The following is a 23,039-nucleotide window of genomic DNA, read 5'->3' as shown; positions in this document are numbered from 1 at the left end:
AGCAAGTCACCGCCACCCCCCCTTGAACGGCGCTACTTCCTCCATCAGCGCGCAGCGTCACCCGTGACCGCAAGACACCGCGTAAGCCCCAAAAGGCCGCCCGCGCGGCCGACCTGGGGCGGGCCCCGCAAGATCTTTGGCGGAAAGTCAGCGCAGCAAAAAAACGCCAAGCACACAGCTCGCCCCAACGACGCCAAAACCAAAGCAATCCTGAGCCCGGGGCGTCAACAGAACGCCAGCCCAAGCCAGCAAGCAGCCCTTAATGCCCTCCACCCAGATAAGCCGCCACCACCGCCGGATCATGCTTGAGCTTGTCAGCACTTCCATGCACTGAAATCCGCCCGTTCTCCAACACATATCCGTAGTCGGCTACGTTCAGCGCTGCTGCCGCGAACTGTTCGACCAGCAGCATCGTTACGCCTTCGTCCTTCAGGCGGGCAATGATCCGGAAAACCTCTTCCACCAGGATCGGCGCCAGGCCCATCGACGGTTCGTCCAGCAGCACCAGTTCCGGGTTCAGCATCACCGCGCGCGCCATGGCCAGCATCTGTTGCTCGCCGCCAGACAGCGTGCCCGCCAATTGTTCGCGCCGCTCCTTCAGCCGCGGAAACAGATCCATCGCCCGGCCCAGGTCCGCTTGCACGTCTCCTTTAGGCCGGCTGCCCGTCAAACGCGGAAACGCGCCCAGCAGCAGATTGTCTGTCACCGACAGCGTCGGGAACACCCGCCGGCCTTCCGGTGAATGGGCCAGCCCCAGGCGGGCAATGCGATGCGACTCCAGGCCGTCGATCCGCTTGCCGCTTAGCGTCACCTCGCCCGCCGTCGGCCGGATCATCCCTGACAGGGCCCGCATCGTCGTCGTCTTGCCGGCTCCGTTCGAGCCGATCAACGTCACCACCTTCGCCTTCGGGACCTCCATGCTGATGCCGTGCAGCACCTTCACCTTCCCGTAGCCCGCTTCCAGATTCTTGATCGATAGCATGTTGTTGTCCTTGGCGTCAGGCGGGCGCGCCGCCCAGATACGCCTCGATAACCTTGGCGTTGCTCTGCACTTCGTTCGGCAGGCCTTCGGCGATCTTCTGGCCGAAGTCCAGCACCGACACTGTGTCGCATACTCCCATCACCACATCCATATGGTGTTCGATCAGGATCAGCGTAATGCCGTGATCGCGCACCTTGCGGATGATGGCCAGCAGCTCCACGATGTCTGGCGCCGTCAGGCCGGCAGCCGGTTCATCCAGCAGCAGCAGTTGCGGGTCCAGCGCCAGCGCGCGGGCGATTTCCAGCAGGCGTTGCTTGCCGTAGGGCAGGTTGCGCGCCTCTTCGTTGGCCATCGTGTCCAGCCCCACGAATTCCAGCAGCGCCAGTGCGCGGGCTCGCGCCCCTTGCTCTTCGCCCTTCCACTTCGACGTGCGCAGCGCAATGCCCGCCAGCCCCGTCGTGAACGTGTGGTGCAGGCCTACCAGCACGTTCTCCAGCGCCGTCATCTCGCCGAACAGCTGCACGTTCTGGAACGTGCGTGCAATGCCCGTTGCCGCGATATCGGCGGGCGCCAGGCCCACCAGCGACTTGCCCGAGAACTCCACCACGCCCGCCGTCGGCACATAGATGCCCGTCAGCACGTTCATCATCGTGCTCTTGCCCGAGCCGTTCGGCCCGATCAGGCCGTGGATCGTGCCGCGCTTGATCGTCAGGTCCACCTCGTTCAGCGCCTTCAGGCCGCCGAACTGCATCAGCACCCCCTTGGCCGCCAGCAAGGTCTCGCCCTTGCCCTTGGCCGCTTCCGGCACCGCGTCCTGTTCCTTCACCAGGTCCTTCTTCACCGACAGCGCCGCGCGGCGGGTCGAGAAGAACAGGTTGCGCACGAAACCCACGATACCGTCGGGCAGGTAGTACACGACGAACAGGATCATGGCGCCGAAGATCGTCAGGCGCCAGTCCGTTACCGCGTCCAGCCAGTACGAGAACACCGCCAGCAGGATCGTGCCTGCCACCGGCACCGCCACCCGGCGCGCCTCGGTGCGGCCCTTGGACACGGCGATCGCGCTGCCCACCGTCACCAGGATCGCCACGGCCAGCGCGATCAGGCGGAAAGTGCCGATGTCGTCCAGCATCTTGGGCAGCAGCACGATGATCGACGCGCCCAGCAGCGCGCCCGTGCGGCTCTTGCGTCCGCCCATGATGATCGCCAGCAGGAACAGGATCGTCAGTTCGAAGTTGTAGGTGTTGGGCGAAATGTATTGCTCGGAATACGAATACAGAGCGCCTGCCAGCCCCGCGAAACCGGCGCTGATCACGAACGCGAACACCTTGTGCCGGTACACCGACACGCCCATGCAGTCCGACGCGATCGGGCTGTCGCGCAGGGCCTCGAACGAACGGCCCAGGTGTGACTTCAATATCCGGTGCACCACGATCAGCGACAGCACCAGCAGCGCAGCGACCAGCCAGAAGTATTCGCTCTTGGTCAGGATGTGCCCGCCGATCGACGGCTTGGGGATCTTGATGCCCAGCGGCCCTTCGGTCATGAAGGTCATTTCGTTGATCAGGATCTGGATGATCGTGCCGAACGCCAGCGTCACCATCGCCAGGTACGGTCCCGTCACCCGCAGCGCCGGCAGCGCCAGCACCGCGCCGAAGGCCGCCGCGATCAGGATGGCGGCGGGCAGCGTCACCCAGATGGGCATCTGCAGATGGAAGAACAGCACGCCGGCCACGTACGAGCCGATGCCGAACAGGCCGGCGTGGCCCAGCGACACCTGGCCGGTATAGCCCACCACGATATCGAGCCCGAACAGCAGGATCGAATAGATCATGATCGTTTCGATCAAATGCAGGTAATACGTGTTGGTCACGCCCAGCGGCACGGCGGCCAGGCAGGCCACGGCCACGACGGAAAGCAATAGGTGCAGGGGTTTCATCGCTTACACCTTCTTGATCGCGGTCTTGCCGAACAGGCCGGCGGGCTTGAAGGTCAGTACGAGCAGCAGCAGGACCAGTCCCGGCACGTCTTTGTACCCCGTCGAAAGATAGAAGCCGGTGGTCGTCTCGGCGATCCCCAGGATCAGGCCGCCCACCACCACGCCCATGCCGCTGGACAGGCCGCCGATGATGGCGACCGCGAAGGCCTTCAGGCCCAGCACCGCGCCCATGGTGGCGCCGGTCAGCGTCAGCGGCGCCACCAGCACGCCTGCGAAGGCGGCGGTCAGCGACGACAGGGCATACGAAAACGTGATCACCATGCCGGTGTTGATGCCCATCAGGCCGGCGGCGTCGCGGTCGTTCGACGTCGCGACGAAGGCCTTGCCGTAGATGGACTTGCGGTTGAACACTTCCACCAGCAGCATCATGGCCAGCGCGCCGAACACCACCAGCAGTTCCATCGGCAGCACGTTGGCGCCCAGCACCTGGATCGGCGCTTCAGGCAGCGGCGAAGGAAAGCGCAGGTCGTCGCGGCCCCAGATGTTCTCGGCGACGTTCTTGAAAATGATGCCCAGGGCGATCGTGGCCATGATCCAGCCGAACTCCGACCGCGTCTTGATGGCCGGCCGCACGCCGATGCGTTCGACCAGCGCGCCCTGCGCGAATCCGAAAATGCAGACGATGGGAATCATCACCCAGTAGTTCACGCCCAACCCGACGAGCGTCAGCCCGACCAGCGCGCCCAGCATCAGGGCTTCGCCCTGGCCGAAGTTCAAGGTGCCTGAAGTGGCGAAAGTGAGCTGGTATCCGAACGCGATGACGGCATAGATCATGCCTAGCGCGATACCGCTATAGATAAGCTGTAGAAGAATCATGGTGTTTTTCGTGAGGCGCTTTGGTCCGGCCCAACCCCCTTGGGCAGAACGCTGTTGTCAGGCGGCTGCAGGCCGGCGCCCCGGGTGGGAGGCGCCGGCGGCGGCGGCCGGGCAGCCGCCGCGTCGTTGCTTCAGACGAACTTAGTTGGCCTTGACCACGCGGCCGCCCTTGACCTCGCCGATGACCACTTCCTTCGCGGTGATCGCGTCGTGGTTGTCGTGGGTGAACGGCTTGTTGTAGGTCATCACCACGCCTTCGACGGGCGTTTGCAGGTTTTCAAGCGCTTCGCGGATCTTCGGGCCGTCGGTCGAATTGGCCTGCTTGATGGCCGCGGCCAACAGGAAGATCGAGTCGTAGCCCTGGGCTGCCGACACCGGCGAGTCGATGCGGTTGTTCTTGGGCTTGAACTTGGTCAGGTAGGCGTCGATGAACGCCTTGCGCTTGGGGGTGTCCGGGTCCTGGATGAAGGTCTGCGGCATGCGCGCGCCTTCGCCGTTGGCGCCGGAGTTGTCGATGTAGTTGGCCATCGACAGCGTCCAGCTGCCGATGATCGGCACCTTCCAGCCCAGCTTGGTCATGCCGTTGGCGATCTGGGCCAGCTCGGGGCCGATGCCGTAGGTCAGCACGGCTTCAGCACCCGCGGACTTGGCCTTGAGCAACTGGGCCGTCATGTCGACGTCCTTGATGTTGAACTTTTCCACGGCCACGGGCTTGATGCCCTTGGCGTCCAGGGCCTTTTCCAGATCTTCGCGGCCCAGTTGGCCGTAGTTGGTCGAGTCGGCCAGGATCGCGACCTTCTTGAAGCCGCGGCGGGTCACGGCTTCCTCGACGATCATCGGGGCCTGGATGCTGTCATGCGCCGCGTTGCGGAACACATAGTTGTCCGGGAATTCCGGCGCCTTGAACTGGTGCGTGATCACGCTGCCGGTGGCGACGTTGTTGAACACCGGGATCTTGGCGTCCTGGTAGAAGCGTTGCGACGCCAGGGCCACGCCGGTGTTGATGTAGCCGACGGTGGCGGTGACCTGTTCCTTGTTGATCAGTTCCTGGGCGATCTGCACGCCGCGTTCATTCTTGGCCTCGTCATCGCGTTCCACGGCCACCAACTGGCGGCCGAGTACGCCGCCGCTCTTGTTGATTTCCTCGATGGCCAGGCGCACGCCGTCGCGCATGCTCACGCCCATGGACGAAGAGCCACCCGTGTAGGGGCCGGCCACGCCGATCTTGATGGGGTCGGCGGCGTAGCCCGCGGCCGATACGGCAAATGCAAGGGTTCCTGCTAGCAGCTTCAAACGAAAATCCATGGATGTCTCCGTTGTAATTAGTAGAACTGCGTGGAAAACCGTGTGCCGGCGCCTGGCGGCGTGAAATAGGGGGTGAGGCGGCGCGCTCCTGTGTTGCGTGTTGTGACTGTCTGCTTAATCGCTTACGCGAATCTGACCCGGCGGGGTTTTTCCGTGTAAATACCTAGTACGCGTGCACGGGTTGCGGGCCGGGCGCGGCGATGCAGCATGACGCACAAAGGAATCGGGGTGGGGGCCGCGCGCGACGCCGGTTTTGCACGCGCGGCCATGTTCGGCGCATCCTAGCCAGCGATGCGCCTTGGTGCGCGGAATTTCCTTCCGCCCGGGGCTGGAAATTTATTCCGGCTTGGCCGCCAAGCCGCGTGGCCATTGGGCCGCGCGTTCGCAGACCTCGCCCAGCCATAGGGAAAACGCTTGCACCGCGCCACGCGGCGGACGCGAGATCTCGGTGCACAGGTGGTACTGCGATTCGCCGGGCGTCTCGATGTCCAGCACCCGCAGCAATTTGCCCTCGTCCAGCCATTCGGCGGCCAGGGTGCGGCGGGTCAGGGCGATGCCCTGGCCGGCGCGGGCGGCCGCCAGCATCATGCCCAGGTCCACCAGCCAGACGCCGCGCGCCGGCTCGGGCCAGTCCAGGCCGGCGGCAGCCAGCCACGGGCGCCACGGTTCCATGGGGCAACGCAGCAGGGCGGCATTGGCCAGATCGGCGGGGCGCCGGAAGGGGCCGTGCGCATCGCGGTACTCGGGCGAGCAGACCGCGAATATGGGGTCGGATGTCAGCGGCTGTGCATGCAGGCCGGGATACTTGCCGCTGCCGAATCGGACCCAGGCGTCGGCATTGGGCGGCATGATGTCCAGATAGGGAATGGACAGCATGATTTCCAATTCGACCTCCGGATGGGCGGCGGTGAAACTGGGCAGGGCGGGAATCAGGACCTGGCGGGCGAAGGTGGGCGTGGACACGACCCGCAGGGGCTCCAGCTTGGGTTCGCCGCGCTTGTGCAGCGAGGCATCGGACAGCAGGTCCAGCGCCGTGCGCACTTGTTCCAGGTATTCGCGTCCGGCGGCGCTGAGGGTGGCACCGCGGCTGCTGCGGATGAACAGGGAAACGTCCAGCAGGGCTTCCAGCGCGGCGATGCGCTTGCCGATGGCGCTGGCGGTAACGAACAGCTCTTCGCTGGCGCGCTCGAACGAGCCCAGCCGGGCGGCCGCTTCGAACGCCTGGATGGCGGCCAGCGGCGGCAGGCGCACGTCTTTGGAAGGGGAGGGTCCGCGCATGATCGTCTGGCGGGCCGGCCATGCGCCCGACGAAAGAGTGGCAACCCGGCGATTATAAAAGTGCTGGGCCGGGCAGTCTGTCCCCGTATTCCCTAAGTACCTGCGAGATCACGACCCGGTAGCCGTCCAGCCAGCGTGATTGCGCAGCCTTGGCCTGCTGGTGGACGGGGTGCCGGATCAGGGCGTCCAGGGCGTCCAGCGATTCCCAGTAATACACATTGGCATACAGGCCGCGGGCGGCATCTTCCCAGGCTTCTTCGCCCAGGTAGCCCGGCATGCTGCGGGCGGCCTGGGCGATGGCCTGGTCCAGGCGGTGGAAGTCTTCGTCGAACTGTTTCTTGGCGAAGGTGAATGTGGCGGTATAGATGGCGGGCCTCTGAACGCGCTTACACGCCCTTGATGGCCAGGCTGACCGCCAGGCCCGCCATGACCACGGCGATGACGCCGTCCAGCACGCGCCAGGCCGACGCGCTGGCAAAGAAGCGGGCGAACAGGCGCGAGCCGATGCCCAGCACCGCCAGCCACAGCAGGCTGGCCGTGAAGGCGCCGGCGGCGAAGGCCATGCGGGCGTCGTCAAAGCCGTGGGCCAGCGAGCCGACCACCACCATGTCCAGCCAGAAATGCGGGTTCAAGAGCGAAAAGCCCAACGCACCCAGCATGGCGGCGCGGCGCGAGGGCACCACGTCGCGCGCAGCGGCCAGGCCGCCGGTGGCGGTCCAGGCGCGGCGGGCCGACTGCACGGCGTACCAGGACAGGAAGGCCACGCCGAACCACAGCACGGCGGTGGTCAGCCACGGGAACCAGGCGGTCAGTGCCTGCAGGCCCGACACGCTGGCGAAGATGAAGACGGCGTCGATCAGGGCGCAGATGGCGACCACCGACAGCAGATGGGCGCGCATCAGCCCCTGGCGCAGGATGAACGCGCTTTGCGCGCCCACGACGGCGAACAGGCCCAGCCCGGTGGCCGTGCCGCTGGCCCAGGCGGTGAGAAATAGGGGGGATGACAACGTGGCAAACATGACGCGAACCTCTCGACTGCAACGCCTTATGGCGGCGCTTGAAAACCGGGCCGGCAGCGTTGCGCATACCGGCAATGCATCATTTTCGCTTGCGAAGGATATGAAATACAGCTAATTTTCCTTCACTATCTTAAGCAAAACTAATCTCATGAAACTCGATCACGGCAACCTGCGCGCCCTGGCGGCGGTGGTGCGCGAAGGCAGTTTCGACCGCGCCGCGCTGGCCCTCAGCGTGACCCCATCGGCGGTGTCGCAGCGGATCAAGGCGCTGGAAGACCGCATGGGGCGCCTGTTGGTCCAGCGCACCGTGCCGGCGGCCGCCACCGCCGACGGCCAGGTGCTGGTGCAGCTTGCCGAGCAGACGGCGCTGCTCGAGCACGACGCCCTGAACCGCCTGGGCGTGGCGGACGACGACGTGCCCCACGCCAGCATTCCCGTCGCGGTCAACCACGACAGCCTGGAAACCTGGTTCGTCGACGCGGCCCTGCAGTTCGCCAGCCGCACCCGCGCCACGCTGGACATGCTGTCCGAAGACCAGGACCACACCGCCGCATTGCTGCGCAACGGCTCGGTGCTGGGGGCGGTCACGACGCTGGCCGATCCCGTGCAGGGCTGCCGCATCCATGCCTTGGGCAGCATGCGCTACGTGGCCACGTGCAGCCCGGCCTTTCACAAGCGCTACTTCGCGCAGGGCGTGAACGCGCAGACGCTGGCCCAGGCGCCCGTGCTGGTCTTTAACCGCAAGGATGCGTTGCAGGCCCGCTTCGCACACAAGATCTCGGACCCGACGCCGTGGCAGCCGCCGGTCTGGTGGGTGCCGTCCACCCGCGCGTTCGTGCAGGCCACCCTGGGCGGACTGGGCTGGACCATGAATCCGCTGCCGCTGGTGCAGGAACACCTTGACGCAGGTCATCTGGTCTTGCTGCGGGGCCGCGCCTGGGAAGATGTGCCGCTGTATTGGCAGCATTGGCGGGTAAACTCCGAGGCGATGGAAGCTTTGACCGACTCGGTTCTGTCAGCCGCCCGCAGCCTGGTCCGGCGGCGTTAACCCAATAGGAGAACACCCCATGAACATCCGCAAGTTCGCCGCCGTTGCCGCTTTGAGCCTGTGTGCAGCCGGTTCGGCCTGGGCCAAGGACTACAAGGTCGGCGAGGTCGAGATCGACGACCTCTGGGTGCGGGCATCTGCCCCGGGCCAGTCCAACGGCGCCGGCTACATGGATATCGACAACGACGCCAAGACGCCCGACCGCCTGTTGTCCATCACGTCCGACGCCGCCGAGCGCGTCGAGCTGCACACGGTGGAAACCACGAACGGCGTGGCCAAGATGCGCCAGGTCGAAGACGGCATCGCGCTGCCGGCCGACACCGAGGTCAAGCTCAGCCCGGGCGGCTACCACGTCATGTTCATCAAGCTGAAGGCGCCCTTCGCCGACGGCGGCACCGTGCCGGCCACGCTGAAGTTCGAAAAGGCGGGCGAAGTGGCGGTGCAGTTCAAGGTCAAGCCCGCGTCCTACAACCCGGGCATGAGCCACGACCACGGCGCGATGAAGCATTGATCCTGGCGAGCGGCCCTGGCCGCGCCATGTGAAAACGGAGCCTCGCGGCTCCGTTTCTGTTTGGGCGTCGGCCCCGCGCCGGTCGGGCGCGGGAGCGTGGCCTGGCGGCCACGCCGGGCCACGCGGCTTAGTACAGGCCCTGCTGGCGCATCGCGTCGGCCACCTTGACGAAACCGGCGATGTTGGCGCCGTCCAGGTAGTTGACGTATTCACGCTCGCTGTGGCCGTGGCGCACGCAGTTCTCGTGGATGTCGCGCATGATGGCGTGCAGGCGCGTGTCGACCTCTTCGCGGGTCCACGACAGGCGCGCCGAGTTCTGGGCCATTTCCAGGCCCGAGACCGCCACGCCGCCAGCGTTGCTGGCCTTGCCCGGCGCATACAGCACGCGGGCGGCGATGAAGGCCTTGGCGGCGTCCAGGGTGGCCGGCATGTTGGCGCCTTCGGCCACGCACAGCACGCCGTTCTTGATCAGCGTCTGGGCATCGGCCAGTTCCAGTTCGTTCTGGGTGGCGCAGGGCAGGGCCACGTCCACCGGCACGTGCCAGGGGCGCTTGCCGGCTTCGTAGACCAGGCCGAATTGGCGGGCATACGTATCCAGGCGGCCGCGCAGGTCGTTCTTGATGTGCATCAGCGCCACCAGCTTTTCGTGGGTGAAGCCGGCTTCATCGACCACGGTGCCGTTCGAGTCGGACACGGTCACGACCTTGGCGCCCAGCGACATGGCTTTCTCGATGGCGTATTGCGCCACGTTGCCCGACCCCGAGACCGACACGCGCAGGCCGTCGAACGACTTGCCGACGCGCTTGAGCATTTCTTCGGCGAAGTAGACGGTGCCGTAGCCGGTGGCTTCCGGGCGGATCAGGCTGCCGCCGAAGGTCAGGCCCTTGCCGGTGAACACGCTGGCGGTGGAGTTGGACAGCTTTTTCATCATGCCGGCCATGAAGCCGACTTCACGCGCGCCCACGCCGATGTCGCCTGCGGGCACGTCGGTGTCCGGGCCCAGGTGGCGGTACAGCTCGATCATCAGGGCCTGGCAGAAGCGCATGACTTCGGCGTCGGACTTGCCCTTGGGGTCGAAGTCGGAGCCGCCCTTGCCGCCGCCCATGGGCAGCGTGGTCAGCGAGTTCTTCAGCGTCTGTTCGAAGGCCAGGAACTTCAGGATCGACAGGTTCACCGACGGGTGAAAGCGCATGCCGCCCTTGAACGGGCCGATGGCCGAGCTGTGTTGAATGCGGAAAGCGCGGTTGACTTGCGCCTGGCCCCGGTCATCGGTCCAGCACACCCGGAACTGGATCACACGTTCCGGTTCCACCAGACGCTCGAGCAGGGCGTGCTCGGCGTAGTGGGGGTGCTTTTCGATGAAGGGCCACAGGCTCAGCATCACCTCCTGGACGGCTTGCATGAATTCCGGCTGCTGCGGATCGCGCGCGGCAACGCCACGCAGGAAGTCGTCCAGACTCTGCACTTTCAACATGATCTCCTTGGGGGTGCTTCGAATAGGTGCGGACATGCGCCGTTTTGGGGCGGCTTCTGCCCGTTTTGGTGCGTTTGGCACCGGCTTGGTGCGGAATTGTAGGGCTAATTTGTTGCCCTGCGCAAAGCCGAAAGATGCGCCATCACCTTGATATCAAAGCGCTTTTTTCTTTAATAAGTGGGGACGCATTGGGTAATGGCGGGTAAGGGCCAAGACCTGGCTGCCACAGGGAAACCCGGGAGGCCTTGAAATCATAGGGAAATTTAATACGTCCCCAATATGTTAGAAGAGGATATTTCGTCGCCGGATCAGGGCTTCATAGGGAGAGCCGGGGAAAAATGACCCTGTACCGGGAATGCTGACTAAGCGTCAGGTAGTTATATGTCCCTGTTATTATTTTGCGAAAAATCAGACGGACGACCCGGTTCGGGCCGTCCGTCTTCGCGTTACAGCGTGGCGTCGTAGTCGATGGTCAACGGCGCGTGGTCGGAAAAGCGTTCGTCTTTATAGATGGCAACGTTGCGCGCACGGGCGGCGATGCCCGGCGTGGCGATCTGGTAGTCGATACGCCACCCGACGTTCTTGGCCCAGGCCTGGCCACGGTTGCTCCACCAGGTGTATTGGTCCGGGCGGTCGTCGATGGTGCGGAACACGTCCACAAAGCCGCGCTTGTCGAACACGTCGGTCAACCACGCGCGTTCTTCAGGCAGGAAACCGGAGTTCTTCAGGTTGCCCTTCCAGTTCTTCAGGTCGATTTCCTTGTGGGCGATGTTCCAGTCGCCGCAGATGATGAATTCGCGGCCGGTCGTCTTGTGTTCGTGCATCAGCTGGTCGATCCACGGGCCGAAGCGGTCCAGGAAGCGGTACTTGGCCTGCTGGCGTTCGTCGCCGCTGGAGCCCGAGGGCAGGTAGGCGCTGATGACGGACAGGTTCTTCCAGTCGGCACGAATGATGCGGCCTTCTGGATCGAATTCCTCGCAATCCAATCCGCTGACGACGCGCTCGGCCGCGTCGCGCAGGTAGATGCCCACGCCGCTGTAGCCCTTTTTCACGGCATGGTGGAAGTGACCGGTGTAGCCGGGCGGGTGGCGCAGATCTTCGGTCAGGTCTTCGTCCGACACCTTGATTTCCTGCAGGCACAGCACGTCGGCGGCGTGCTTTTCCATCCAGGGTTGCAGGCCCTTGCGAAAGGCGGACCGAATGCCATTGAGGTTGATCGACGTGATGCGCAGCAAAGCGGGACTCCTGTAGAGCGGCCGAGGGCGGCCGGAACAATGCCAGGAATTTAACCGACTCGGCGGCGCGGCCTGGGAAAGCCCCCGACAACGGATAAAATGCGGGGGTTTGCCATCTCTCGGACCTTCCTCGCATGTCTGCCGCCCAATCCGCCCACCACGCTTCCGCTACCTCGCTCGATTTCGTCCGCTTTGCCTTGAACGAAGGCGTGCTGCGCTTCGGCAGCTTCAAGGTCAAATCGGGGCGCATCAGTCCCTATTTCTTCAATGCGGGCCTGTTCAACAGCGGCGGTTCGGTCGGCAAGCTGGCGGGCTTCTATGCCCAGGCGCTGCTGGATTCGGGCGTGTCGTTCGACATGCTGTTCGGCCCCGCCTACAAGGGCATTCCCCTGGCGACGGCCACCGCCGTGGCGCTGGCCGGTCACCCGGCCATGCAAGGCCGCAGCGACGTGCCGTTTGCCTACAACCGCAAGGAAGCCAAGGACCACGGCGAAGGCGGCACCCTGGTCGGCGCGCCGCTCAAGGGCAAGGTCGTGATCATCGACGACGTCATCACGGCGGGCACCTCGGTGCGCGAATCGGTAGAGATCATCCGTAACGCAGGCGCCGAACCGGCGGCGGTGCTGATCGCCATGGACCGGATGGAACGCGCCGGCCCGGACGACGCCCTGTCGGCCCATTCCGCCGTGCAAGACGTGGCCAAGACCTACGGCATTCCGGTAGTGGCCATCGCGTCGCTGGCAGACATCATGGCGCTGCTGCAAGACGATGCCGCGTTTGCCGAGCACCGTGACGCCGTGCTGGCGTATCGGACCAAGTACGGGGTGAAGTAAGGCGCTTGCGAGCCTGAAATGCAGGGCGGCCGAGTGCCGCCCTGTTGTTTTACGGCGGCGTTCAGCCGTAGCGCGCGATCGGTTCGGCCACACCATGGGGCTGGCCGTAGACCGCGATACCACTTGCTCGCGCAGCGTCGGCCAGCTTGCGGTCGAATGTTGCCAGGCAGGCGTTGTTGCGCCACGCCAGTTCGACATAGCTGGCATCGTAGGTGGTTAGCCCGTGAGTCCGAGCCAGTTGATAGACGCGCCATATGCTGGACGTCGCAGCGTCCGGATCGGCGGAAATAGGTAGTCGGTCCAGCAACCGGGCGAACGATAATCGTTGGCCTTCGGTGATGCGTTCGCCGCGTTCGGCGCGCAACATGCCGTTTGCCACTTCCACTGGCCAGATGTGGGGCACCAGGTTCTGTGAGGCGTGGGCCACTTCAAGCAGATGCCGAGCCAGGTTTGACTCATGCATGTCAGTGCGGCCCAGCAGCCAGGCCAGGGCGACGGACGCGTCGGGTACCAATCGGATCGGGTTCATTCGCGGCCTTCTTCGATCCAGGCGCGGATGACTTCGTGCGGGACGGGCGCGCCAGGGGCGAAGTGCTTCATCGCTTCCAGGGCATCATGGCCATCGAGCGTGGTCGTGGACGAAGCAGGCGTGAGCCGGGCATAGGGCACGCCATCGATCGAGATGATGAAATGCTGGCCCTGGGTGACGGCTTGCAGGTGGTCGGCGAACCGGTGCAGCAGATCGCTGCTGCTGAGTTCGATGTAATTCATGGCCAAATCTCCAGTCGGAATCGACCAGATCATTCTTGGCCAAACAAAAGGCCGCGACAAGGTGCCGCGGCCCTAGGATTGGTCTGATCTTGCACGCCGCCCCGTGGCCGGGACGGCGCATGGGGATCAGCTGTCCAGCTTCTGCTTGAGCAGGTCGTTGACCTGCTGCGGGTTGGCCTTGCCGCGGGCGGCCTTCATGATCTGGCCCACCAGCGAGTTGAACGCCTTCTGCTTGCCCGCGCGGTATTCCTCGACGATGGCCGGGTTGGCGGCCAGCACGTCGTCGATCATGGCGCCGATGGCGCCGGTGTCGCTGATCTGCTTCAGGCCGCGGGCCTCGATGATGGCGTCGGCCTGACCGCCGTTTTCGCCGGCCCACATGGCGCCGAACACTTCGCGCGCGATCTTGTTGGAGATCGTGCCGTCGATGATGCGGTTGATCAGGGCCGCCAGGGCGGGGGCCTGCACCGGCGAATCGGCGATGGCCTTTTCTTCCTTGTTCAGCGTGGCGGCCACTTCGCCCATGATCCAGTTGGCGGCCAGCTTGGCCTGGCCGGCCGGCAGCGCGTGCGCCACGGCTTCGAAGTAGGCGGCCAGGTCGCGGCTGACGGTCAGTTGCGCGGCGTCGTAGGCGGGCAGGCCGTATTCGGTTTCGAAGCGGGCGCGCTGGGCAGCCGGCAGCTCGGGCATGGCGGCGCGCACGTCGTCCACCCACTCGCGCGAGATGACCAGCGTGGGCAGGTCGGGGTCGGGGAAGTAGCGGTAGTCGTGCGCGTCTTCCTTGCTGCGCATGCTGCGGGTCTCGTCGCGGTCGGCGTCGTACAGGCGGGTTTCCTGGACCACGGTGCCGCCGTCTTCGATCAGTTCGATCTGGCGCCGCGCTTCATAGACGATGGCGCGCTCGAGGAAGCGGAACGAGTTGACGTTCTTGATCTCGGTGCGGGTGCCGAATTCCTTCTGGCCCACCGGGCGCACGGACACGTTGGCATCGCAGCGGAACGAGCCTTCCTGCATGTTGCCGTCGCAGATGCCCAGCCAGACCACCAGGCTGTGCAGCGCGCGGGCGTAGGCCACGGCCTCGGCGGCCGAGCGCATTTCGGGCTCGGTCACGATTTCCAGCAGCGGCGTGCCGGCGCGGTTCAGGTCGATGCCGCTGGCCGGAGAGCCGTTGGCCAGGGTGAAGTTGTCGTGCGAGGACTTGCCCGCGTCTTCTTCCAGGTGGGCGCGCGTCAGGTTGACGGTTTTTTCTTCCTCGCCCACGAAGAACGACAGCGAGCCGCCCACCACCACCGGTAGCTCGTACTGGCTGATCTGGTAGCCCTTGGGCAGGTCCGGGTAGAAGTAGTTCTTGCGCGCGAACACCGAGCGCGGCGCGATCTCGGCGCCTACCGCCAGGCCGAAGCGGATGGCGCGCTCGGCGGCGCCGCGGTTCATGACCGGCAGGCTGCCCGGCAGGGCCAGGTCGACTTCGTTGGCGTGGGTGTTGGGCGCGGCGCCGAATTGGGTGCTGCTGCCCGAAAAGATCTTGGAGTCGGTGGAAAGCTGCGTATGCGTTTCCAGGCCGATGACGATTTCCCAGTTCATTGTTTAGGCGTCCTGCTGGGCCGGCGAGGCTTTGTGCCAGTCGGTGACTTGTTGGTAGCGGTCGGCGATGGCCAGAAGGCGGCCTTCGTCGAAGTAGTTGCCGATGATCTGCAGGCCGACCGGGCGCTTGGCGCTAGTGGACGAACCGAAGCCGCACGGGATCGACATCGCGGGCAGGCCGGCCAGGCTCACGCCCAGCGTGTAGACGTCGGCCAGCCAGTCGGCAGTGGGATCGTCGCGGTTGTCGCCGATGTTCTTGGCGACCGTCGGGGTCACCGGGCCCATGATGACGTCGCACTGGCCGGCATAGGCGCGCTGGAAGTCCTGCGCGATCATGCGGCGCAGGCGCTGGGCCTGCAGGTAGTAGGCGTCGTAGTAGCCGTGGGACAGCACGTAGGTGCCGATCAGGATGCGGCGCTTGACCTCGTCGCCGAAGCCTTCGGCGCGCGAGCGGCTGATCATTTCGTTCAGGTCGCCGTACTGCGCGGCGCGGTGGCCGTAGCGCACGCCGTCGTAGCGGGCCAGGTTGCTGGACGCTTCGGCGGGGGCAATCACGTAATAGGCGGGAATGGCCAGCTCGGTGCGGGGCAGCGACACCGGCACGCGCACGGCGCCCAGGGCTTCGAACTGGGCCAGGGCGGCTTCCACCGCGGCGGCCACGTCCGGCGCCAGGCCGGCGCCGAAGTATTCGGCGGGCACGCCGATGCGCAGGCCCTTCAGGGGCTGGCTGCCGGCGGCATCGTATTGGGCCTGCGCGGCGTCGAAGTCGCGCCGCACGCGGCCCGGCTCGTTGACGGCGCCGTCGCATTTTTCCAGGCTGGTGGCATCGCGCGGGTCAAAGCCGCTGATGACGTCCAGCAGTTCGAGCAGGTCGCGGCTGCTGGGGGCCAGCGGGCCGGCCTGGTCCAGGCTGGAACCGAAGGCGACCATGCCGTAGCGGGATACGGTGCCATAGGTGGGCTTGATGCCGCTCACGCCGCACAGCGCGGCGGGCTGGCGGACCGAGCCGCCGGTGTCGGTGCCGGTGGTGGCCGCCACCAGGCGGGCCGCCACGGCCGCGGCCGAACCGCCCGACGAGCCGCCGGGCACGGCGGCCGGGTCCCAGGGGTTCTTCACGGGGCCGTAGGCCGAGTTCTCGTTGCCCGAGCCCATGGCGAATTCGTCGCAGTTCAGCTTGCCCAGCGAGACGGCGCCGGCCGCTTGCAGGCGCTCGACCACGGTGGCATCGAACGGGCTGACGTAGCCGTCCAGCATCTTGCTGCCGGCGGTGGTGCGCCAGCCGCGGGTGACGAAGGCGTCTTTGTGGGCGATGGGCACGCCGGCCAGCGGGCCGGCGTTGCCGGCGGCCAGTGCGGCGTCGGCGGCGCGGGCCTGGGCCAGCGTCAATTCGGCGTCAATGTGTAAGAAGGCGTTCAGGCCGCTGGCCGCGTCGGCGGCCGCCAGCGAGCTTTGCGCCAGCTCGACGGCGCTGACCTGGCGTTGGGCGAGGGCCGCGCGCAGGGCGGCGATCCCCTCGAATTGGGTGTGCAAGGCGGGTTTCGTCATGGCTTAATCTAGGACCTTGGGAACCAGGAAGAGGCCGTCCTGGGCGTCGGGGGCGTTGGCCAGCAGGTCTGCGCGGCGGGCCTCCGAGGCGGTTTCGGTCACGGCGTCCTGGCGCAGGCGCAGCACGATGTCTTCGTGGGCCGACAGGGGGTGGGCCAGGGGTTCGACGCCTTGGGTGTCGACGGCTTGCAGCCGTTCGATCAGGTGGAGGATGCCATTGAGCTCGGCCTGCGCGTGGGTGCGCTGGTCCGGGGTCAGTTCGATTCTGGCCAGCTTGGCAATGCGGGCCACATCTGTGTCATTGAGCGCCATGGGGATTGCAAATATCGAGAAGCGAAGGCCGAGGGGCGGGACTGGGCAGTATGCACATGCCAATACCGTTACAAAGCTTGAATAGCCTGCATTTATGCGCTATTTCCGGGGAAATTATAAGTTATGATTCACGGTTTAATCGCCGTGATGACAGGCGGACCCGACCTTTCTCGGGTCGTACGCCCCGCGGCATGACCCCAATTCCCCCCAGAATTTAGCTGAGCTCCCATGTTCGGATTCCTGCGCAGTTATTTTTCCAGCGATATGGCGATCGACCTCGGTACCGCCAATACGCTGATTTACGTCCGCGGCAAGGGCATCGTGCTCGATGAGCCCTCCGTGGTCGCAATCCGTCATGAAGGCGGGCCTCACGGCAAAAAGATCATCCAGGCCGTCGGCCACGAAGCCAAGCAGATGCTTGGTCGAGTGCCCGGCAACATCGAGGCCATCCGGCCCATGAAGGACGGCGTCATCGCCGACTTCACGGTCACCGAACAGATGCTCAAACAGTTCATCCGCATGGTGCACCCCCGCAACATGCTGGCGCCCAGCCCGCGCATCATCGTGTGCGTACCCTGCGGCTCCACCCAGGTTGAACGTCGCGCCATCCGCGAATCGGCGCTTGGCGCCGGTGCGTCCCACGTCTTCCTGATCGAAGAACCCATGGCCGCGGCCATCGGCGCCGGCCTGGCCGTGTCCGACGCCAGCGGCTCCATGGTCGTCGACATCGGCGGCGGCACCACCGAGGTGGCGGTCATCTCGCTGGGCGGCATGGTCTACAAGGGTTCCGTGCGCGTCGGCGGCGACAAGTTCGACGAAGCCATCGTCAACTATATCCGCCGCAACTACGGCATGCTGATCGGCGAACCCACCGCCGAACTCATCAAGAAGGAAATCGGTTCCGCATTCCCGGGTTCCGAAGTCCGCGAAATCGAAGTCAAGGGCCGTAACCTGGCCGAAGGCGTGCCGCGCAGCTTCACGGTCTCGTCCAACGAGATCCTCGAATCCCTGACCGACCCGCTCAACCAGATCGTCTCTGCCGTCAAGATCGCCCTTGAGCAGACCCCGCCCGAACTCGGCGCCGACATCACCGACAAGGGCATCGCCCTGACCGGCGGTGGCGCCCTGCTGCGCGACCTGGACCGCCTGCTCCAAGAAGAAACCGGCCTGCCGGTGGTGGTCGCCGATGATCCCCTGACCTGCGTCGTGCGCGGTTGCGGCGAGGCGCTGGAACACCTTGAGAAACTGGGCGCGATCTTCATCAACGACTAATCCTGCCCGCCAGCCCGGAGCCCCGCTTTTCTACGGCTCCGGCCGCTGCGGGGGCGGCGGGCGCGGGCGCCCGGGCTGAGATTCATGCAACGACAAGGGACTCCCCCCCTATTCAGGCGCGGTCCACCCGCTGAGGTGCGGCTGGTCGTCCTGGTCGCCTTGGCGTTGGCCCTGATCATCATGGATTCGCAATGGCGCATGCTCGAACCGGCGCGCCGTGCGGTATCCGTGGCGCTGTACCCGTTCCAGCGCGCCGTCATGGCGCCGCGCGACCTGGTCCAACAGGTCAACGAATGGGTCAATGCGGCCAACCTTATCCGTAGCGAAAACGAAGCGCTGCAACGCCAGCGCATCGAATTGGCCCAGGTGGCCACCCATGCGGCGCAGCTGGCCGCCGAAAATGCGCAATTGCGCCGCCTGCTCGGCGTGACCGATACCGTGGCCCAGTCGGCCGTGGTGGTGGAAGTGCTGTACGAACCCACCAACGCCTTCAACCAGCGGCTGGTCTTCAACAAGGGCAGCAAGGCTGGCCTGGCCCCGGGCATGCCCGTCATCGACGAAGGCGGCGTGGTCGGCCAGATCGTGCGCGTCACGCCCATGACGGCCGAGGCCGCCCTGGTCACCGACGAACAGGTTTCCATTCCCGTGCAACTGCTGCGCAACGGCCTGCGCCTGATTGCGTTCGGCGGGAACTCTCCGGGCAAGATGGAGGTCCGTTACCTGGCGGCCAATGCCGACATCAAGGAAGGCGATACTATCGTCACCAGTGGCGTCGGCGGCCTGTTTCCCGCCGGCCTGCCGGTGGCCAAGGTAACCTCGGTCGAACGCGACACCGCTTCCGGCTTCGCGCGGGCCGTCTGCGAACCGCTGGCCCACCCTGAACGCTATCGCCACTTCCTGGTCCTGCAGGTGGATGTGGAACGTGCCGAGTCCAACCGTCAGGAGGTCGATTCCGGTGGATCGGACTAATCAATCATCAGGGCAACCCCGGCGCCGCCTGGGCACGCCCAGCAATGTGCACCCCGAACGCCTGTCCGGGCCGGCCCACGGCGTGTTCGTCTGGGGCACCATCGTCCTGGTCTGGCTGGTGTCGCTGCTGCCGTGGCGGCTGTGGCAGGGCGCGCCCGACGTCCTGATCCTGATCATCGCCTTCTGGTGCGTGCACGAGCCGCGCCGCGTGGGCCTGTTCACCGCGTTCTGCTTCGGCCTGCTGATGGACGTGCACGATGCCGGCCTGCTGGGCGAACACGCGCTGTCCTACACCCTGGTCGCCTATGGCGCCGTGGTGCTGCACCGGCGCCTGCAACGCTTTGACCTCTGGAGCCAGGCCATGCACATGCTGCCTGTGTTCCTGATTGCGCGCTTCGTCACCCAGATCATCCATGCGTGGCTTGCCGGCAAGTGGCCGGGCTGGGACTGGGGCATCAGCGTCGCCATCACCGCCGCCTTGTGGCCGCTGGCGGGCTGGGTTCTGCACTTGCCGCAGCGCGGTGCCGACGACGCCGAATCTTCCTCCGCCTGACGGCGGCGCCGCTTCATGTTTGAATTCAAGAAAACCGGCCAGCAGCAGAAGCAGCGTTTCCGCCTGCGCGCCTGGGTGGGCGGCGTGTTCGCGCTGGCCTGCTTCGGTGTGCTGGTGGGCCGGTTCTGGTACTTGCAGGTCGACCGCTACGAAGGCCTGTCCGAGCGCGCCGACCGCAACCGCATCGCGGTGGTGCCGATTCCGCCGCGCCGCGGCGAAATCCTCGACCGCAACGGCGAAGTGCTGGCGCGCAACTACCGCACCTACACGCTTGAAGTGGTGCCGGCCCAGGCCGGCAACATGGCCGCGCTGTTCGAGCGGCTGACCCAGGTGGTGTACATCAGCCCCGCCGACCAGCGCCGTTTCAAGCGCCGCGCGGCAGAATCCAGCCGCTACGCCAGCCTGCAACTGCGCAACAACCTGAACGAAACCGAAGCCGCCTGGTTCGCGGCGCACGCCTTCCAGTTCCCGGGCGTGGAACTGCGCGCCCGCTGGGTCCGCGAGTACCCGCAAGGCGTGTCGGCCGCCCACGTGGTGGGCTACATCGGCCGCATCGCCGAAGGCGACAACGAAGAGCTCGAACGCGCCGGCCTGCTGGGCAATTACCGTGGCACCGATGTCATTGGTAAGAAAGGTATCGAAAAAACCTGGGAAGAAGCGCTGCACGGCCGCACCGGGCTCGAAGAAGTCGAAGTCACCGCCGGCGGACGCCCCATGCGCACGCTGCGCCGCATCGACCCCGTGCCCGGCTCGGACATCATGCTGTCCATCGACCTGGGCCTGCAGAAAGTGGCCGAAGAGGCTTTCGAAGGCCAGCGCGGCGCGCTGGTCGCCATCGACCCGGACACCGGCGAGGTGCTGGCCTTCGTGTCGCAGCCGTCGTTCGACCCCAACCTGTTCGTCGACGGCATCGACGTGGACAACTGGCGCATGCTGAACGAATCGCCGGACCACCCGCTGATCAATCGCCCGCTCTACGGCACCTATCCCATCGGTTCCACCTACAAGCCCTTCGTGGGCCTGGCGGCGCTGGAACTGGGCAAGCGCCGCGCCACCGACCGCATTTCGGACCCCGGCTACTACGAGTTCGGCGGCCAGAAATTCCGCAACGCGGGCGGCGCGGCCTACGGCATGACCGACATGCACAAGGCCATCGTCGTGTCATCCGACACCTACTTCTATTCGCTGGGGCCCGAAATCGGCGTGAACGCGCTGCACGATTTCACCAAGCAGTTCGGCTTCGGCCAGATCACCGGCATCGACCTCGAAGGCGAGAAGCGCGGCGTGCTGCCCTCTACCGACTGGAAGCGCTCGGCCTACAAGGACAAGGACCGCCAGCGCTGGTACGCCGGTGAAACCATTTCGGTGGCTGTGGGCCAGGGCTACAACGCGTTCACGCTGCTGCAGCTGGCGCAGGGCACGTCCACGCTGGCCAACAATGGCCTGTACCGCCGCCCGCACCTGGTGCACGCGGTGCGAGACCCGCGCACCGGCGTGGCCAAGCCCACCGAGTCCGCACCTGACTACCGCATTCCGCTCAAGCAGGCCAACGTGGATGTCATCAAGAACGCCATGGCCGACGTGGTCCGTGCCGGCACGGCCCGCCGCGCCTTTGCCAACGCGCCATACCAGGCCGCCGGCAAGACCGGCACCGCCCAGGTGTTCAGCCTGCGCGGCGGCCACTACCGCGCCAGCGCCATCGACGAACGCCTGCGCGACCACGCGCTGTTCATGGGCTTCGCGCCGCTCGAACACCCGCGCATCGCCGTCTCGCTGATCGTCGAGAACGCCGGCTGGGGCGCCAGCGTGGCCGCCCCGGTCGCCCGCAAGGTGTTCGACTACTGGCTGGCCAAGGATCGGCAGGACAAGATCGTGCGGCCAGACCGCAACGTGCCGCTGGCCACCGTTGAAACCATTACTTCCGACGTGGTGCGCCGACCATGAAGCGTCTCGGCCTGATCCTGTTGCGCGTCTTCACGGCGTTTGACTGGCCGCTGCTGGCCATCCTGATGATGTTCGCCGCGCTGGGCCTGACCGTCATGCACTCGGCGGTGGGCGGCACCGACTGGCGTTTCGCCGAACAGTCGCGCAATTTCATCATCGCGTTCTTTGCCATGTGGATCATGGCGCTGATCCCGCCCAAGTGGCTGATGAAGCTGGCGCTGCCGTTCTATGTGGTGGGCGTGGTGCTGCTGCTGGGCGTGGAATTCTTCGGCGAAACCAGCAAGGGCGCCACCCGCTGGCTGAACCTGGGCGTGACCCGCATCCAGCCCTCCGAGATGATGAAGATCGCCGTGCCCATGATGCTGGCCTGGTACTTCCAGCGCCACGAGGGCGCGGTACGCATCCGCGACTTCCTGGCCGCCGCCGCCATGCTGGCCGCGCCGTTCGGCCTGATCGTGCTGCAGCCCGACCTGGGCACCGCGCTGCTGGTGTTCGGCGCCGGCTTCTTCGTCATCTATTTCGCCGGCCTGTCATTCAAGCTGCTGGTCCCGGTGATGCTGGCCGGCATCATCGGCATCGGCACGCTGGTCTACTACGAAGACCAGCTCTGCGAACCCGACGTCAACTGGGTGGTGCTGCACGACTACCAGAAGCACCGCGTCTGCACGCTGCTCAATCCCAGTTCCGACCCGCTGGGCAAGGGCTTCCACACGATCCAGTCGATGATCGCGGTGGGCTCGGGCGGCGTGTACGGCAAGGGCTACATGAAGGGCACGCAGACGCACCTGGACTTCATCCCCGAACGCACGACCGACTTCATCTTCGCGGTCTACGCCGAGGAATTCGGCCTGTACGGCGGCATTGCGATTCTGGTGCTATACGGCCTGATGATGGCCCGCGGCCTGACGATCGCGTCCCGCGCCTCATCCCAATTCGGCCGCCTGCTATCCGGCGCGCTGACGATGATGCTATTCATCTACGTGTTCGTGAACGTGGGCATGGTGACAGGCATCCTGCCAGTGGTGGGCGTGCCACTCCCCTTCATGAGCTACGGCGGCACAGCCCTCTTCACAATGGGCATAGCATTCGGGATCATGATGAGTATTAGTCGGCATAGATCGGTTAAGGCTTAAAGACGTTGTCTTCGTAGGTCGCCGAGGGCGAGGGGCTTCGTGGTGGCGGGCGCCCACGATTGCGGTCCGGCGCGCCGGCGCCGGACTTCCCCTTCGTCATCCTCGTACGCCTTCGGCTCCCTACGGATTCCCTCGGGCGCATCGAGGTTGCCCGCCACCACGAAGCCCCTCGCCCTCGGCTACGAGCGTGCAGAAATGAGATGCCGCTAGAACTGTTGGGGGCGGAGAGGTTTACGTCGCTCGCCCCAGGCCGGCCGCGCGGGCGGCCTTTTGGGGCTTTCGCATTGCGGTGCGTCGTGACGGTGTTCGCTGCGCGCTGATGGTGGTCCTGCTTGAGGCCATGCGCGCTCTAGGCGCATAGCCCGCAGTGCCACGACGCAAGACGGCGTGTAAGCCCCAAAAGGCCGCCCGCGCGGCCGGCCTGGGGCGAGCCCCGCAAGATCTCTCTCTTCCCCC

At 65.6% G+C, this 23,039-nt stretch carries 22 protein-coding genes; 8 read left to right on the top strand and 14 right to left on the bottom strand.

Annotated features, from left to right (window positions below; genetic code table 11):
- Positions 1-259: 259 nt before the first annotated feature.
- The 7 genes from HV798_RS06955 to HV798_RS06925 all read right to left on the bottom strand — a co-directional run bounded on the left by HV798_RS06955 (position 260) and on the right by HV798_RS06925 (position 7,399).
- Positions 260-982 (bottom strand): ABC transporter ATP-binding protein, encoded by a 723-nt coding sequence (locus HV798_RS06955; RefSeq protein WP_175191522.1) that lies wholly within the window; start codon positions 980-982, stop codon positions 260-262.
- A 16-nt stretch (positions 983-998) separates the two neighbouring features.
- Positions 999-2,921 (bottom strand): branched-chain amino acid ABC transporter ATP-binding protein/permease, encoded by a 1,923-nt coding sequence (locus tag HV798_RS06950; RefSeq protein ID WP_175191523.1) that lies wholly within the window; start codon positions 2,919-2,921, stop codon positions 999-1,001.
- A 3-nt stretch (positions 2,922-2,924) separates the two neighbouring features.
- Positions 2,925-3,797, bottom strand: a complete 873-nt coding sequence (locus HV798_RS06945) for a branched-chain amino acid ABC transporter permease (RefSeq protein ID WP_025136577.1) — start codon at positions 3,795-3,797, stop codon at positions 2,925-2,927.
- Positions 3,798-3,938: 141 nt separating this feature from the next.
- The gene (locus HV798_RS06940; RefSeq protein ID WP_175191524.1) at positions 3,939-5,102 is read right to left on the bottom strand and encodes an ABC transporter substrate-binding protein; all 1,164 of its coding nucleotides are present in this window, start codon (positions 5,100-5,102) and stop codon (positions 3,939-3,941) included.
- A 336-nt stretch (positions 5,103-5,438) separates the two neighbouring features.
- Positions 5,439-6,380 (bottom strand): LysR substrate-binding domain-containing protein, encoded by a 942-nt coding sequence (locus HV798_RS06935; protein ID WP_175191525.1) that lies wholly within the window; start codon positions 6,378-6,380, stop codon positions 5,439-5,441.
- Between the two features lie 52 nt (positions 6,381-6,432).
- A complete protein-coding gene (locus tag HV798_RS06930) occupies positions 6,433-6,747 on the bottom strand; it encodes an antibiotic biosynthesis monooxygenase family protein (protein WP_175191821.1) in 315 nt (104 codons plus the stop codon).
- A gap of 19 nt (positions 6,748-6,766) precedes the next feature.
- Positions 6,767-7,399 (bottom strand): LysE/ArgO family amino acid transporter, encoded by a 633-nt coding sequence (locus HV798_RS06925; protein ID WP_025136573.1) that lies wholly within the window; start codon positions 7,397-7,399, stop codon positions 6,767-6,769.
- 148 nt (positions 7,400-7,547) lie between these two features.
- Between HV798_RS06925 and HV798_RS06920 the strand changes: the two genes are divergently transcribed.
- Together HV798_RS06920 and HV798_RS06915 are read left to right on the top strand one after the other, a co-directional pair.
- Positions 7,548-8,447, top strand: a complete 900-nt coding sequence (locus tag HV798_RS06920; protein ID WP_025136572.1) for a LysR family transcriptional regulator ArgP — start codon at positions 7,548-7,550, stop codon at positions 8,445-8,447.
- Positions 8,448-8,466: 19 nt separating this feature from the next.
- The gene (locus tag HV798_RS06915; protein WP_175191526.1) at positions 8,467-8,958 is read left to right on the top strand and encodes a copper chaperone PCu(A)C; all 492 of its coding nucleotides are present in this window, start codon (positions 8,467-8,469) and stop codon (positions 8,956-8,958) included.
- A 127-nt stretch (positions 8,959-9,085) separates the two neighbouring features.
- Here HV798_RS06915 and gdhA read toward each other — a convergent pair whose 3' ends face one another.
- Together gdhA and HV798_RS06905 are read right to left on the bottom strand one after the other, a co-directional pair.
- The gene (gene gdhA, locus HV798_RS06910; protein ID WP_175191527.1) at positions 9,086-10,432 is read right to left on the bottom strand and encodes an NADP-specific glutamate dehydrogenase; all 1,347 of its coding nucleotides are present in this window, start codon (positions 10,430-10,432) and stop codon (positions 9,086-9,088) included.
- 446 nt (positions 10,433-10,878) lie between these two features.
- Positions 10,879-11,667 carry an exodeoxyribonuclease III gene (locus HV798_RS06905; protein ID WP_025136569.1) on the bottom strand — a complete coding sequence of 263 codons (789 nt, stop codon included), beginning with the start codon at positions 11,665-11,667 and terminating at the stop codon, positions 10,879-10,881.
- Between the two features lie 134 nt (positions 11,668-11,801).
- Between HV798_RS06905 and pyrE the strand changes: the two genes are divergently transcribed.
- Positions 11,802-12,500 (top strand): orotate phosphoribosyltransferase, encoded by a 699-nt coding sequence (gene pyrE / locus HV798_RS06900; protein ID WP_175191528.1) that lies wholly within the window; start codon positions 11,802-11,804, stop codon positions 12,498-12,500.
- A gap of 61 nt (positions 12,501-12,561) precedes the next feature.
- Here the strand turns inward: pyrE and HV798_RS06895 are convergent, their stop codons facing one another.
- The 5 genes from HV798_RS06895 to gatC form a co-directional block, all read right to left on the bottom strand.
- Positions 12,562-13,029: a type II toxin-antitoxin system VapC family toxin gene (locus HV798_RS06895; protein ID WP_175191529.1), complete on the bottom strand. Its 468-nt coding sequence runs from the start codon at positions 13,027-13,029 to the stop codon at positions 12,562-12,564.
- The gene (locus HV798_RS06890; protein ID WP_175191530.1) at positions 13,026-13,271 is read right to left on the bottom strand and encodes a type II toxin-antitoxin system Phd/YefM family antitoxin; all 246 of its coding nucleotides are present in this window, start codon (positions 13,269-13,271) and stop codon (positions 13,026-13,028) included. Before HV798_RS06890 ends, HV798_RS06895 begins: the two co-directional genes overlap by 4 nt.
- Positions 13,272-13,397: 126 nt before the next feature.
- On the bottom strand, positions 13,398-14,855 hold the full coding sequence (gatB, locus tag HV798_RS06885) for an Asp-tRNA(Asn)/Glu-tRNA(Gln) amidotransferase subunit GatB (protein WP_175191531.1): 1,458 nt from the start codon (positions 14,853-14,855) through the stop codon (positions 13,398-13,400).
- A gap of 3 nt (positions 14,856-14,858) precedes the next feature.
- Entirely contained in the window at positions 14,859-16,400 is a 1,542-nt protein-coding gene (gene gatA / locus HV798_RS06880; protein ID WP_175191532.1) for an Asp-tRNA(Asn)/Glu-tRNA(Gln) amidotransferase subunit GatA, read from the bottom strand.
- Between the two features lie 3 nt (positions 16,401-16,403).
- Positions 16,404-16,712: an Asp-tRNA(Asn)/Glu-tRNA(Gln) amidotransferase subunit GatC gene (gene gatC / locus HV798_RS06875; RefSeq protein WP_025136564.1), complete on the bottom strand. Its 309-nt coding sequence runs from the start codon at positions 16,710-16,712 to the stop codon at positions 16,404-16,406.
- 228 nt (positions 16,713-16,940) lie between these two features.
- Between gatC and HV798_RS06870 the strand changes: the two genes are divergently transcribed.
- The 5 genes from HV798_RS06870 to rodA all read left to right on the top strand — a co-directional run bounded on the left by HV798_RS06870 (position 16,941) and on the right by rodA (position 22,583).
- The gene (locus HV798_RS06870; RefSeq protein WP_006216320.1) at positions 16,941-17,984 is read left to right on the top strand and encodes a rod shape-determining protein; all 1,044 of its coding nucleotides are present in this window, start codon (positions 16,941-16,943) and stop codon (positions 17,982-17,984) included.
- An 84-nt stretch (positions 17,985-18,068) separates the two neighbouring features.
- Positions 18,069-18,953 (top strand): rod shape-determining protein MreC, encoded by an 885-nt coding sequence (gene mreC / locus HV798_RS06865; RefSeq protein ID WP_025136563.1) that lies wholly within the window; start codon positions 18,069-18,071, stop codon positions 18,951-18,953.
- Positions 18,940-19,506 carry a rod shape-determining protein MreD gene (gene mreD, locus HV798_RS06860; RefSeq protein WP_025136562.1) on the top strand — a complete coding sequence of 189 codons (567 nt, stop codon included), beginning with the start codon at positions 18,940-18,942 and terminating at the stop codon, positions 19,504-19,506. Before mreC ends, mreD begins: the two co-directional genes overlap by 14 nt.
- 15 nt (positions 19,507-19,521) lie before the next feature.
- Positions 19,522-21,450 (top strand): penicillin-binding protein 2, encoded by a 1,929-nt coding sequence (gene mrdA, locus HV798_RS06855; RefSeq protein ID WP_025136561.1) that lies wholly within the window; start codon positions 19,522-19,524, stop codon positions 21,448-21,450.
- Positions 21,447-22,583: a rod shape-determining protein RodA gene (rodA, locus tag HV798_RS06850; RefSeq protein ID WP_175191533.1), complete on the top strand. Its 1,137-nt coding sequence runs from the start codon at positions 21,447-21,449 to the stop codon at positions 22,581-22,583. Before mrdA ends, rodA begins: the two co-directional genes overlap by 4 nt.
- Positions 22,584-23,039: the final 456 nt, after the last annotated feature.

The sequence above is a fragment of the Achromobacter deleyi genome (assembly GCF_902859705.1).
In the GTDB taxonomy this organism is placed as follows: domain Bacteria; phylum Pseudomonadota; class Gammaproteobacteria; order Burkholderiales; family Burkholderiaceae_B; genus Achromobacter; species Achromobacter deleyi.
This window is presented reverse-complemented; position numbering and strand designations above follow the sequence as displayed.